Source organism: Pseudomonas sp. PSB18 (assembly GCF_014596565.1).
Classification (GTDB): domain Bacteria; phylum Pseudomonadota; class Gammaproteobacteria; order Pseudomonadales; family Pseudomonadaceae; genus Aquipseudomonas.
Genome location: NZ_NOIN01000003.1, coordinates 358164 through 371756 on the forward strand (window position 1 = coordinate 358164; position 13593 = coordinate 371756).

Sequence of the window (13593 nt, forward strand, 5' to 3'; positions counted from 1 at the left end):
ACGAAAACTGTTGATCGGCTTCCTCGAATGAGCCAGCCTGATAAAAATAAGGTAGGGTTAGCTCTACTAAAAATTTCTCACGGTCCCGGAACGTCACCATGGATGAAGCGAATTTCGAACAGCTGCTGAAGCGGTCGGAGTCTGACACTCTAGATTTTAAATCACAGGGTTACTCATTTTCAGACCAAGACTCGTATGAGTCCAATGTCAACCGAGCTAAATTTGCCAAGGATATAATATCCATGGCAAATACTCCCCGCGACCATACTGCTTTCATTGTGATAGGGGTCGAGGCAAAAAAGAACGGTGACAGGATCTTACGCGGAATTTCTGAACATGAGGATGACAATACCCTTCAGCAAAAGTTGGAGTCTTTGGTCTATCCGCACCCGAAGTTTAGATACATTGAAGTGTCTTACCAGGGGCAGCAGTTCGGCGTGATTGAAATTCCCGTGGATACCCCGATTCAGGGGCCTTACCTTGTAACGCTAAAACCAAAAATGGCGGTGGGGGATATTTTAGTTGATAAAACCCTTTACTGGAGAAGAAACTCTAAAAACTCTCCAGCCTCGTATGAGGAGACCAGAGGGATTTATGAGTGGTTCTTAAATAAATCTAAAGGCTCGATAGCTTATGGCGAGGACACTCCATCATGGCAAAATTTAATAAATACTGCCGATATTTCAATTAGCGGGCAGCGATATATTTTATTGGTAGCGCTTGATGGAGGTAGGGAGGAGGTAAACTTAAAGAATTTAGCTGGAGTGGATTGGAATTTTGTAGTTGACTTTGATGGCGACAGCTCAGGCTCAGAAAGCACTACTGCGTGTATAAATACGTTATCGCAAGTAAGAAGTGTTCATCAAGTAACTAGAGGGGATGCTCTGTCTGGAAATTTGCTAGTATCCACGACTTGGTACTACGCCAGAGGTATTGCTGGAAGAGAGGCCACAAAGATTGGGAGAAAGTGGAGTGATTGGTTAAAGTATTATGCTTCGGACTTTAAACAAAAACTATCAGAAATTGCAAAGTGCAGCTCTGATCCAGTAGTAATCGTGGCGCTATGGAATGATCTAGCTCTTTTGCCGCATTTGACTCGTTGCTTGGATGATGCGACTGAGTTATTAGGGGATTTAGTCGTAAAAATTATAGTTACAGATCATGTTTCGGAGCTGTCTTCCGTCGCTGAAAATAGTGAGGCAGTATTAGTTGAGTTGTCCGCGGGCCATTTTTTAGATGGTATCGCAACTCTTCGGAGTGCAAAAGAAAGCAAAGGCAAAGAGCTTATTTTGCTTCCTGGGAAAAATGGCACTCAAAAAGAAATTTCCTTAGAAGATTTATCTTGGATATCGGAAGATTTAGAAGTTGTTCATCTTAATTCTGGTCTTAATGCCGAACCTCAAAGAGAACTGAGAACTGAGTTTCTTCGCGGCGCACCTATTTCTTGGTTTGATTTAAATATTCACGCGGACGTCGATCGAGACCTCACTGCATCGATATTAAAAACCGCGCGCAATGACCTTAGGTCTAGAAAGTCATCACGTATAAATTTATATCACGGGCCCGGTGCTGGAGGGTCTACGATCGCAAAAAGGATATTGTGGGAATTGCACACTCAATTCCCTACAGTCGTTTTATCGCATTGTCGACCTAAAGAGACAATTGAACGTATCTCTAGAATATTCCATACGACCGAAAGCCCAATATTCATTCTACGTGAAGGTGGCAATATCGCTGATAAAGACAGCGATGAACTTAGTGATTTATTGGCGTCAAGACAGATACCATCTGTATTTCTACAGGTTTTTAGACGTTCCGACTTGCCTAAAATCTCAGACCGAACATTCTCTGTTTCATCTCAGTTGAATGATGCTGATGCGGGTCGTTTTGCGGCGGTTTATTCGGGGGCGATGCCGGCGAAGCGTGCTGCGATAGATGCTCTCGCGTTTGAATCTTCCCAGTCCCGAACCGCGTTCCTATTTGGCCTGACAGCTTTTAACGATAAGTATGAAGGCTTATCATCTTATGTCTCAAACCACTTGGCAGGGCTCCCCCCACTTCAGAAAAAAATTCTTGTTTTCCTTAGCGTTGTTTACGTGTATGGACAACAAGCATTGAGCGCCCAAAACTTTGCTGGACTACTAGCGCTACCGCAATCGAAAATAGTTGATTTTAGAAGGGCCTTATTGCCTCAAGCACTAAATTTAATCATCGAAGAAAGAACGGGGGTCTGGCGGCCTGCCCACTATTTAATTGGCAAAGAAGTACTCGTTCAATTATTAAGTGAGAATCTACCTGATCCTAGGGCATGGAAAGCTCGATTGGCAGACGTAGCATGTGACGTTGCAGATTTTTGTAGAACAAATAACTCCTTAGCTCCTGAGCAATTAAAGTCGACCGTAGATAGAACTTTTTTTTATCGAAATGACGCGGAGCTTCTCGGAACAGTGTCGGCAGGAGAACGTTATTTTTCTGAAATAGTTATGCAAATTCCTACACCGGAAGGTAGGTTGAGGGTCTTTAAGCATATTGTATCGCTCTTTCCAGAAGAACCGCATTATTGGGCGCATCTGGGAAGGCTCTATTCCTTGCAGATGCAGAGATATGGAGATGCCCGGGAAGCATTAGAAAAAGCGGTTGCCTTGGAATCTGGAGATTCTCTACTGCACCATATGCAAGGAATGGTAGAGAGATCAGAGGCCTATCATAAAATGGAAGTAAAAGAACCTCTTGAAAGTGTTCTTGAGTCAGCTTCTGCAGCGTCAATATTTTTTGAGCGCGCTAGAGATATAAATGGCGACGACGCTCACAAATATATAAGCGAAGTTCAGCTTATAATAAAGGTTCTTGATTACGCCGGGAGGGCGGCAAAAACAACGCCGGTACTCGCGGCGAGCAATAGTAAAAATAGCTGGCTTCGTGAGTCTTTCGAAAGAGCTGAGGCATTTTTAGATGTAGTTCGGAGAATGAATGCGAACTCTCACTCTAATCCGTACGAAGAGAGGTGTCGGGCAGAGCTCGATACTCTTTACGGATCGCACGAGGCTGCATTGCAACGCTGGCAAAACCTGCTTGATCGTCACGATGCGCAAGGTGTGTACGCCCCCCCGATTAGAAGGCAGCTAGTATGGACTTATTTAGCTCGACGCGACAGAAAGTGGCAAAATCTTTCGGTCAAAGAGCTTGTGAGGTGCGTAGAGCTGCTCGAAGAAAATGCAACTGAAGAGCCCGGGTTCGGCGAGAATATTAGACTATGGATTCAAGCGTCGCGTTTCTTATCAAATCCGCCATCGCTAGACGATGCGATTGAGAGAGTAGCATATTGGAAAAGCATAAAAGGGGGAGTTGATGCGGCCTACTACCTTTCCGTCCTGTACGCTCTTCAGGCATTAGAAGGATCTACTCTTGCGTCGGATCGCCACCTACGAGAGTTGGAAGAATGCAGAAATTTAAGCCGGCTGCGTAGAACTCGAAAGTTGAGTTTTGAATGGCTATCTAATGGTGATGGCTTACAGAAAATAACTCGAGCAGAGCAACTTGGGGAGTGGAGTAAAACCGCCGGATTCTGGACTGATACCGACAAGCTAATGCGCATCGAAGGTTCCGTATCCTCCATAGCAGGGCCTCAAGCGGGCGAGATTGAATTGCCCGGTGGGATAAAAGCTTTTTTTGTGCCAGCCCTTGCCGGTCTAGACCGAGGGAGGTCCGAGAACGCAAGAGTAACTTGTATCCTTGGCTTTAGTTATGACGGCCCTAGAGCTTGGCTGGTTAAAGCACTTTAATAATGTGCAAAATCCGGTTGGGTTGTATTTCGGTGCAATTCAATCGGATGCTTGATAGCGGCATTTCAAATGGAATCGGCTTCGGCGAGCGCCTTCTTTGGGCCGATAGCTGCCTTCCACCAAAGGCGGCTTTGGGTCGACTGCGGCCCTTCGTGACTGGCAGCAATCGACTGTGGATGCACCATCCTCCCGGCGTCCTTCCGACCATGCGCAACTCCCTACCGAGGTCAGTAATCCCCCTGCTACGCTGAAAATTTCACGGAGGATTGCACAATGCCAAACTCAGACTTACTCCCTTCCCTGCTATTTAAGATCAACGAAAACCAGCTCGCCCTGGAGGCCGCCATCATGGAGCTTTCGAACTGGGTAGAGATGCGCGGATCGGCGGACGTCGCCGACAATGTTCGGGGCGCCCTGGACACGATCGATCGAAACGAGGAGTTCATCAAGATAACGCTTGCTGTACTCATGACGCCCGACTAATCGCGAAAGTTCGCCATGTGTCGGTTCGGCATTTTTTGGTAGACCAGGGAGTCTATCCGTAACCAGTTTTTTGTAGATATCATTCACAGCTCGTCGGAAATTGGATGGAGAAATCCTATCAAGCTTCCATCCACACCAGTCCTTACTGGAGGCAGGTAGGATGTACACTTCACGGTACAACGTGGAAGTGTACACATGCAAAAAACTATGTTAATTATACAGTTATGCTATTATTCGAGTCTCCCTCGGGCACCATCTTAAAGAAAGACCTTGAAATTCAAGGTCTTTTTTTTCGTCTGCAGGAAAGTCATCCGATCCATTGTGGCGAGGGGATTCATCCCCGCTGGGCTGCAAAGCGGCCCCAACTACCCATCTGTGGTGAGGAACAATCTGTGGCGAGGGAGCTTGCTCCCGCTTGAGCGCAAAGCGCTCACAAAAAGGTCATTGCAGTGCCTGAAGATGGACTCTCGTCGCGGCTCCCAAGTCCTGGACTATTGACCCACCCCTCCCCGGTTACAAAGGATTTCACCCCATGGAATTGCTGCTGGAAACCGTCGCCCTCTATTGCCTCAAACTGGTTTACGAGGCTGAGGACCATAGTCCGATTCTGCGGGATGATCCGCTGATGGCGGATTATGAGCGGGAAGTGTTCGGGTTGATGGTGCGCAAGGGGGATATCGAGGGGATTCGGGGCAAGGTGAAGCATTGCCTGGGGCTGGCATTGGAAGCGGTTGGTGGCGTTGATACTGTCCTGGGGCGGGAGCTGAATCGTTTGGCGACTGAATTCGGCGCTACCCGAACGGTGGAGGAGCTTCGAGGTCCGCTTCTCACTCTTAGGGACTACCTGAAAGATATCCAGTGAACCTGCGTGGCTGGCACAACCGAACATCTTGGAGAAGACGTTTTGCTGAAATGGATTTCTGCATTTTTTGATAGAAGCAAAGAGAACGACACACTGGGTGAGTTAGTGATGGAAAATCGGCGCTGGCGCATGTTCGCCAAGGTCGGATTCACGATACTGACGTTGATGCCCATCCTCACCTACTGCTCCTGGATAGCCCCACGGTTTGAGGACTCGGGACTTACCAATCCCGCAGTGCTTGAGGTGATCAATAGCGAAGAATATCGACAGGCAACCCGGGAGGCCGTCGCTCTGCTCGACCTCTATAACCGGGGGGAGATTGGCCTGGATTCGCTGCATGGTATACAGGGCGTTCACCGAATTGGCGGGGTGACGGTCACTTTCAACCTGCAACTAGTACCACGAGACGAGCCCAGGCAAGGAGGAGGCAACAAATACAAGCTTGATGGCCAGTACAAAGTGACAGTCGTCACAGGCTATCTGATTATGTTTCTGACCATCGAATTGCTTCTGGTCGGGATAGCAATCTGCGTCATTTTCCAAGGACCACCAAAAGCGCAACGCAGGTTTGAGGAACAGATACTACAAGAGCATTTCTCCTTTGATATGCCCGTGCTCCCCGCACCCCAAGAGCGAGCCGACCAGATCATCGAGCGCATGCTGCTGCGTTTTCACCGTTTTGCGAAAGACCTGAAACACCGCCCGCGCGGCCGAAAGGGAGTTCAGCTCGACGATGAATACGACATCCAGTTTCTGGTCAACGCGTTGCTGAGATTGCAGTTCGATAACGTAAAGCCTGAAGAGCCGTCCCCGAGCATGGCAGCAGGCGGCACCCGCGCAGACTTCTTCCTGCCTGAACATGGGCTCTTTATTGAACTCAAGATGACGCGCGACGGTATGATCGCAAGATCGCTAGCCGACGAGCTGATCCTGGATATCGCACGCTATCGGGCCCATCCCGAATGCCATGCAATCATTTTCTTCGTCTATGACCCTCGCGGCTTGGTTAAAAACGCTGTGGCATTGCGAGCGGAGTTATCGGAAATTGCGGGTGAGTTACCTGTGAGCCTGATCGTTTCGCCTAGCCACTGAAAAAAGCGGGACTGGTCATGGAGATCAACTTTGATAGTGCTGTTGCTTTCCCAAGGAGGTCGAATAAGCGTTATCAACTCTGCGCTCGCTCAAATACCCAGGTACGCCGTTACGTCTCGCTCAAGTATGTCCACCAGCTCAGCGTCCAGAACATGCGACGCTTGCACTCAAACAGCCGAGCATACTACCCGTAGACGATGTTGGTGCTTGCGCCCCATCAAAAATGAATTTACTTCCGGCCAAGACCAAATAAATAAAACCTGCCTCCCTCCTCTTTGCTCATCACGTCTCTTTAAATTCCTCCATCAATAACTCGACAAACTTATCCCTCGCACTATAAACCTCAACCTTTTTATTCCACATAAAATAATTTTGTACAGGGAACAGATCATCAAATACATATCCACTGATACTTCCAACGCTTTTGGACTGCTCAAATATCCCCCTCGGAACTAACGAAGCGCCTGCACCGGAGCTGACGCAGCCAAGAATGGTGCCATAACTGGCTATGTCGGTTATGCGACTCGACACCTCATGCATCCTCAGCCAATTTTCCAGTGTTCCCCTGTAAGGGCATCCTTCTGGCCACATGAATATATCCATGCCGCTTAAATCCTGCGGTTCACTTATCCGCCCCGCTGTTGCGGAAGCGATCAATAGAAGTTCTTCCTTGTAAATCTCAACGCTTGCAATATCTGGATGTTCAGGTCTGACAGCGATGATTGCCCCATCCAGTTCATGGCTAACTACATCGTTTAATAACCGCGACCAATCGCCGGTACTGAACTGTATTTGCACCGAAGGATAGAATTGATGATAACTTGACAACAACCGTGGCAACCTACCTATTGCGGACGACTCAATAGCGCCAATCTTCAAATTTCCCGAGGGTGCTGCTGCAGGATCAAGAGACCTTTGGGCTTCCTGACACAGAGACAATATTCTATTCGTGTAATCAAGAAACAATCTACCCGAAGGACTGATGACAAGCCCCCTCCCCTTCCTGATAAATAATGAGACACCCAGCTCTCTTTCTAAAAGCTTGATTCGGCTTGTGATATTTGACGGAACGCAGTGTAACAATTCAGCCGCGCGAACAATACTGCCCTGATCGGCCACAGCCTTAAACATAGCTAGCTGGGAAAACTCCATACCATTACTCACTAAAAGTGAATGATTTACTGAGTATAAGTCACTTGTTGCGCACCCTCAAGGCGCTTAATGTTTGGGAATCTGGTTTATCAAGGATGCATGAATCAGAAACAACTCGAAAATATTAAATAATTCGATCAGTCTTCAAGGAAAAGCCATAAATGAATTCAGCATCGAAGCAACGCCACCTTGATACATTTGAAAGTAAATCCATGCAAGAACTGGGGGAAGTTTTTATTGAGGCGTTACCCAAGCACATACGAAACCTGAAAATCCCCGGACGAACCATCTTCGAAAATCACCACAGAGAGGCTCTACCAGCTCACATAGTGCAAACATCTGACCTTCAAGATGTCATGCTTGAGGTGCTTCGCCATCCGATTACGCAAGATGCCCATTTCCATACTGAAAGTGCATTCAGAGCCTTTCTTAGAAAGAAAACGGCAGACCCGACTGTTCTGAGGTTTTTCAACGGATGGAATGAAACCCACAAAACCACTAGCTTAGTTTCGGCTAAAATCATCATGCGATTATCCGCAGATGCAATATCTTTACCTGCTGAAAAACGAGCTGGCTATCACAACGTCATGGCGCATATGCATGAAGTCGCGAAAGACGACTTTGGGCTTGGACATCAAAACCATGATGGCATGTACGGATATATGACTGCAGCCTTTGGCGCGACAGCTTGGGCTGAAGACCAATATAAAGTAAACGAGTGCAACGAATTTTCAGAGTTTCTATACCACACTGGAATTGCAGAACATAAATCGGCCCTTAACTCAGCCGCCCATAAGCGCTCGATCATGGATGCCATGATGGTTTCGATTGCTTCAGAGCTGTGGAATGGCCGGGAGTACAACTTTATTGCTCAACATATAGAGAACAAGATACTTGAGATAAATCCCGACCTGAGAACGAACACTGTGAGTTTGCGCAACGCTAAAAATTATGTAATGGGCCATTCTGGTGAAGTGGAGAACAGGCATGGTTTGCATGCGTTAGCCGCAGCACAAGCCTATGGCCGAACGGTGGATTTCACCTTCAAGCCAAGTCGATTAAAAGGAATTATGCTCAATTACAATGAACGAGTAGGAAATGCTTTTGCGGCTATGCACCGCACCCTAATCTCATAGGGGCAGGTGCGAAACATCGCAGGAAGTTTCGTAAGGGAATGCCATGGTGTGGAAATCAAGTTGTGAAAGGATCTCCTATGGATATTGACCAAGCCATGATCGCGCTAGGTTTTTTTGCCTTTTGCGGCGGCTTGATAGATGCGGCGGTAGGCGGCGGCGGGCTTGTACAAGTGCCAGCACTTTTACATGCCCTGCCCCAACAAAGCCTGGCCACTGTTTTCGGAACCAATAAACTGGCTGTTCTGGCAGGCAATGCGAGTTCAATACTCAGCTATTTAAAGCGAATAACCGTCGTGTGGAGGCTGATGCTTCCCACTATGTGCTCGGCATTTGTCTTTGCTTTCTTTGGGGCCGCTGTAGTATCTGCTGCGCCTAAGAAGCTAATGGAGTTTGTTGTTTTTTTCATCCTGATAGTCATGGCTTTTTATACTTTCAAGGAGAAGAAATTAGGCTTGGTGAGTTCCAACAAACCTTGCGGAACAAAGGAGATCGCATCAGGGATTTTTTTTGGCGGTTTGATTGGGTTTTATGACGGTGTCTTTGGCCCAGGCAGCGGTAGCCTTTTGCTTTTTATTTTCGTCAAATTCTTTGGCTTCGATTTTCTAAACGCATCAGCATCGGCAAAGCTGGTTAATTTGGGTACATTTAGCGCAGCACTTATGTTCTTCGCTCCGTCCGGCAATGTGTTATGGGCCGTTGGAGGCGTGGTTGCACTTTGTAATATGGCGGGTTCTCTCGCCGGTGTTTTTTTGGCACTGCGTTATGGGAGTGGCTTTATAAGAGTTTTCTTTCTAATGCTACTTATTTTCTTAATAGGTCGAATGGGGCTGAGCATTTTCATAGGTAATCAATAGTAAAAAAGGGCCTTGCGCTAGCAACGCCCCTTTTAATGAAGGTGGGTAGCACCTCCTCCAGCCTACCTCACCTCAACAATATCCAATGCCCGATTCGCCAAAAGCTCACTCAACTCAATCACCTGCTGAATCCCCAACGCCACATGCCGCCGTGACCCATCCAGGTCAAACGCCAGATCACTGATCATGGCATTGGCCGAAGCCAGGTTCTCGCTGAGGCTGGCAAGCAGGCATTCAGAATCAACATCGGAAGCGATGCGGAAGATGGTGTTGGGATTGTCGGACGTTTCTTTCTCAGGCTTGGGGTTCAGATAGAAATCCAAGGCTCGCGTAGCAGCGTCGTCGATTTTCTTGTTGCGCGCTGACTGGGCGCGGGAGACGTGTTCGTCGGTAACCGGGGGGTTCGGTGTAATTTTGACCATGACCTTAGCTCTCTTGGTTGAGGCTACGACCCGCTCGCGACTAAACGAATTGGGAGGCAGCTGTACGCAGGTTAGTCGACCGACGAGCTAAGAAATCGGCGCGCCCGAGGGCGCCCTGCGCACAGCCACCATCGAGTGCAGGGATGAGGATACCTGACTGACGGACGCTTGAGCGACTTAGCTACGACGGGCGACTAAACCCGATCACTGATGAGCAGTGACAGGTCCAAACTACCGACGCCACCCCAGGCGCACAAGCCGGCGGATTCTGGCGTAGTTGTAGGCAAAGGCGCAAGGCGACGTGAGCTCTAGGGCGAGACCTGACGGTGGGTGGTCACGATGAATGGCCTGCCGTCCAGGGCTCTTTGTTCCAAGACAATCCTGTCCTTCTCCACCTCCTTGATGCGCGCCTGGCCCGATGCTCCTGCCGGGTAGATATCACTGAGGTTAGGCATGCTAGAGCCGACAAACTGCGCCACCGTCAAAGGCGAGATCTCTTGGCCGTCGACCCTATACGTCTTGGGCAACGTCTTCATTTGCTCCAATGTGAACGAAAGGTACTCGCTATCCGCATTCCAGCTACCCGCGCCGTTAACGCTGTATTCGAATCGATAGGGTTTCGAAGGCTCTGTCCCAACCAACGCGATCACGCCGTTCAGATTGTAATGGTTGTTGGCGAAGTACTCGGTCATGCCCTTGAACTCGAACTGAACACCGCCATCGAGATAGCTGAACTCCTCGGTCCAACGTCCAATGAAATGGCTTTTGTAGTAGTCAGCCCTCATGTCGGCCAACCAGGTTGAGATGGCAGGGAACCCCGCCATCAAGCCAACAACGGCGACAAGAGCGGCCCAGCTTTTTACCGAGTACTGCTTAAGTGTCGAGACGGTGATCATTACTAGCTCCTAATCCATGAGGAGGCGTACAGCACTCCGGTTCGTCTGTGCAGTTACTGCTTCAGGTCTTCTATCAGCTTGCCGACGGCCAGATCGGATACGCGGGAAAACGCTGCACGCAGTGCCTCGGGATCGGTGGCGTACTGCTCAGGGGTGTAGGCGAGGGTGTTGCTTTCGTTGAAGGGCGAGATGGTATTGAAGTTGCGCCAAACCGATGTGCCGCTACGTTTCATGGAGCCGTTGACGCCAATGACTGGGTAAAGCACGGAGCTGTAGTTTTTCAGACTCAGTCCCCACTGCGAAACCATGATTTCAACGTCGGCATCCGCTTTCTCGCCTTCCGCCACGAGGGTGAACATACCCTCTTGCTTAATGCGCTTCTCGAAGCTTTCACGTACCAGTTTTCCCAGATCGATACCGTGGGCCTGCATGTTGTTCAAAATCGCTTGAGAGATATCTGCTGTCGCGCCATCGGCCGCCTTGGTGCCCATGACCGAACCGGCCCCCGTCAATGCGCTCGTGCCAGTACTCGATGCACCAGCCGCCGTGCCAGTCGCTGCGCCTGCCCCGGCACCCAGGCCTGCCCCCCAAGCCTGGGTCATGCTCGTGTACTTGAAGTTTTCCACCGCAAAGTACACAGGAAGGATCTTGATGGTCTTGATCTGGTGGCGGTCTTCAACACTCAAAGATTTGGTGACACATCCGGAAAGCAGGCTGACCGAGAGCAACGCGAGAAAGATTTTTTTCATTGATAGGAATACCGATGGCATGAATGGCGTGTCGCCTGAACGAAGAGACCTTTGAGTTCCAAAACGTCTCTCTGACCGCTCCGGTTTCTCTCAGGATAAAAAGGTAGCCATGACCGACAACCGTTCTAGTAGACGCGGTCTTCCTGCTTCATGCCATAAATGCGCCCGAACGTCCTGAAGGAGATCCACAGGAACAACAGCGTCAGCAATACCCCACCCGCCATGACGATAAAGCTGGCGCGGTTGGTGTGCAGCTCGGTGGCGATGCTGCTGATTTGGGGTAACCAGCGTGAGTAAAGCAGTGGAATTTCTTCACCTACTTTGTACTGGTAATGTTCGCTGTAGCGCTGGTCAAAGTATTCATCTTCATGAACCTGTTGATCACTGTCGACATATCGGTAATGAATGATGACGCCGTTGGGATTCATCGGGATGCCTTCCAGATGCGTCACCGTGCCTTTCGCTTCGACAGGGGTCCACCGAATGGCGCCATAAATGGTCCCTGAGTGTTTTGCCAGTGAGGCTAGAAACAACAGCAAGATGCAAGCAATGGTCAGCAGGACGATGCGGTTATAGAGATGATCTTTTTCAGCTTCACGTGGGTAAAACATGCTCCGGTCCCTCGGGGATAAATTCTTGCGCATCCTATCGGCGTTCGATCCAACAACTTGAATTTCCATCCAGGTCAGGTTCTCTCTGAAGCTCACCAGTAGTCATTCAGAACAAACCTCAGAGGCAATACGAAACCTCGTAGCTGAGGTATAAGGACAGCCATGCACCAAGGCCTACAAGGGACTGAAACGTGAGCACATTGCAATTCTGGCTGGACCGGTTGAGGAACAAGCAGACGCCCGCGTCCACTTGGGCTGATCATCGTCGGAACGAAGCACTGGAGGCGCTCGCGGGCGCAGGGACGCACAGTAGTTGGATTGAACTCAGTCATCACTACAACGGTTTCGTTCGGGAGATCGCGGTTAGAGAGCTGTGCGCTCAGCCATCCCCTGAAGCACTGGTCGCGTTGATAGATCGGTCGAACGACTGGGTGCCTCAAATTCGTGATTTAGCTGCGGTCGGCCTGGAGCATTATCTTTCGCCTGCCCATGTCCATGCCTTGTTGTACGCGGTAGAGCCGCTTATCGCGTTAGCTGCACGTCAACGGGCCGACCATGGAAAAACCCTCAAGGCCGCTCGTGCTGTTTTGCAGTCGCCGGTTATCCGAGATGAGGTCCAGGCGAATTTTCTGACGCGGCACGGTAAGGCTGCCCGCTATTTGTTCGAGCTTTTGCTGGAAAGCGACTCCAATCCTGAAGCGCTGCTACGCAGCGCGCTCTTCCACCGTGAGGTGACCGTACGGTTGCTGGCCGTACCCGCCTGCCTGAAATTGCCCACCACCCAAGCTCGGTGCTTGCTACTCGAAGCCTTGTCTCAACCAGGTGCAAAATTTCGCGTTTGGGTGCTGCGCGCCCTTCTTCCTTTGCTGGGCGATCCTCGTCCAATTTTGTGTGAGGCGTTGCTCGATGCATCAGCCTCAATCCGTAGCCTGGCGCGCTGGGCGGCACCAAACAGTGAGATCGATCCACATGCGGTCCTCGCTGACCGGATGAAGCAAAGTATGCCCAGCAAGAAGCGAGATTGGCTGGGTGTGCTGGGCCTTTCGGCAGAGCTCAATGTTGAGCTGGATCCTCAGTGGCAGAAAGAAGCGCTGCGTTCTGGTTACCCCACAGTGAGGCGCGCTGCCATTGGCGCGGTGTCCGATGCTCAACTGCCTGAACTGCTCAAAGCGCTTGATGATCCCTCGAACAGAGTTTTTAACGCAGCCATCGCCCGCCTCAGCGACCAGCCTTGGGCTTTGGTCAAGCCTGGGTTAGACACCAAGATGGATCGGGATTGGCATGACCTTTCCGTCATACGCCGAAGCGCGCTGCTCCAATTACGGCCTCTATGGCAGCAAGCTGCGTACCTGTTGGATCGGTTGGACGCCGAACCGACGATCCAGGCTTTTTGGCTTCGGCAGTTAGCCATGTGGTGTGACGATCAATATCAAATGGTTGATCCGGTGACACCCAAAATCGAGCGGACGGTGATTATAGAGCGACTACGAGAGCTGGCGGCTCGTGGGCTTATCGGCAATGAAAGCATTGCTCGTGTTGTCTAGGTGCGGTAAT

The 13593-nt window shown here is 49.8% G+C and carries 12 protein-coding genes; 7 read left to right on the top strand and 5 right to left on the bottom strand.

What is annotated here, in order from left to right:
* Nucleotides 1–98: 98 nt before the first annotated feature.
* From CGA22_RS09415 to CGA22_RS27290, 4 genes are all read left to right on the top strand, one after another.
* On the top strand, nt 99–3782 hold the full coding sequence (locus tag CGA22_RS09415) for an ATP-binding protein (protein WP_188258553.1): 3684 nt from the start codon (nt 99–101) through the stop codon (nt 3780–3782).
* Nucleotides 3783–4055: 273 nt separating this feature from the next.
* Nucleotides 4056–4265 carry a hypothetical protein gene (locus tag CGA22_RS09420; protein ID WP_027605401.1) on the top strand — a complete coding sequence of 70 codons (210 nt, stop codon included), beginning with the start codon at nt 4056–4058 and terminating at the stop codon, nt 4263–4265.
* Nucleotides 4266–4797: 532 nt separating this feature from the next.
* Nucleotides 4798–5127, top strand: a complete 330-nt coding sequence (locus CGA22_RS09425; RefSeq protein ID WP_041023399.1) for a hypothetical protein — start codon at nt 4798–4800, stop codon at nt 5125–5127.
* Nucleotides 5128–5133: 6 nt separating this feature from the next.
* Nucleotides 5134–6219 carry a hypothetical protein gene (locus CGA22_RS27290; RefSeq protein WP_156996945.1) on the top strand — a complete coding sequence of 362 codons (1086 nt, stop codon included), beginning with the start codon at nt 5134–5136 and terminating at the stop codon, nt 6217–6219.
* A gap of 282 nt (nt 6220–6501) precedes the next feature.
* On the opposite strand, the gene CGA22_RS09435 is transcribed toward CGA22_RS27290, so the two are convergent.
* Nucleotides 6502–7371 carry a LysR family transcriptional regulator gene (locus tag CGA22_RS09435; protein WP_041023400.1) on the bottom strand — a complete coding sequence of 290 codons (870 nt, stop codon included), beginning with the start codon at nt 7369–7371 and terminating at the stop codon, nt 6502–6504.
* A gap of 161 nt (nt 7372–7532) precedes the next feature.
* Here CGA22_RS09435 and CGA22_RS09440 point away from each other — a divergent pair, with 161 nt between their 5' ends.
* Both CGA22_RS09440 and CGA22_RS09445 read left to right on the top strand, forming a co-directional pair.
* Nucleotides 7533–8507, top strand: a complete 975-nt coding sequence (locus tag CGA22_RS09440; protein ID WP_041023401.1) for a hypothetical protein — start codon at nt 7533–7535, stop codon at nt 8505–8507.
* A 77-nt stretch (nt 8508–8584) separates the two neighbouring features.
* Complete coding sequence (locus tag CGA22_RS09445) at nt 8585–9361, top strand: sulfite exporter TauE/SafE family protein (protein ID WP_041023402.1); 777 nt, start codon at nt 8585–8587, stop codon at nt 9359–9361.
* 62 nt (nt 9362–9423) lie between these two features.
* On the opposite strand, the gene CGA22_RS09450 is transcribed toward CGA22_RS09445, so the two are convergent.
* From CGA22_RS09450 to CGA22_RS09465, 4 genes are all read right to left on the bottom strand, one after another.
* The gene (locus tag CGA22_RS09450) at nt 9424–9783 is read right to left on the bottom strand and encodes a DUF6124 family protein (protein WP_041023403.1); all 360 of its coding nucleotides are present in this window, start codon (nt 9781–9783) and stop codon (nt 9424–9426) included.
* 308 nt (nt 9784–10091) lie between these two features.
* The gene (locus tag CGA22_RS09455; RefSeq protein WP_041023404.1) at nt 10092–10679 is read right to left on the bottom strand and encodes a hypothetical protein; all 588 of its coding nucleotides are present in this window, start codon (nt 10677–10679) and stop codon (nt 10092–10094) included.
* 53 nt (nt 10680–10732) lie between these two features.
* Nucleotides 10733–11428: a hypothetical protein gene (locus tag CGA22_RS09460; RefSeq protein WP_041023405.1), complete on the bottom strand. Its 696-nt coding sequence runs from the start codon at nt 11426–11428 to the stop codon at nt 10733–10735.
* Nucleotides 11429–11553: 125 nt separating this feature from the next.
* Nucleotides 11554–12039 carry a DUF3592 domain-containing protein gene (locus CGA22_RS09465; protein ID WP_041023406.1) on the bottom strand — a complete coding sequence of 162 codons (486 nt, stop codon included), beginning with the start codon at nt 12037–12039 and terminating at the stop codon, nt 11554–11556.
* A gap of 191 nt (nt 12040–12230) precedes the next feature.
* Here CGA22_RS09465 and CGA22_RS09470 point away from each other — a divergent pair, with 191 nt between their 5' ends.
* Nucleotides 12231–13583, top strand: a complete 1353-nt coding sequence (locus tag CGA22_RS09470; protein WP_041023407.1) for a hypothetical protein — start codon at nt 12231–12233, stop codon at nt 13581–13583.
* The last annotated feature ends 10 nt before the right edge of the window (nt 13584–13593 follow it).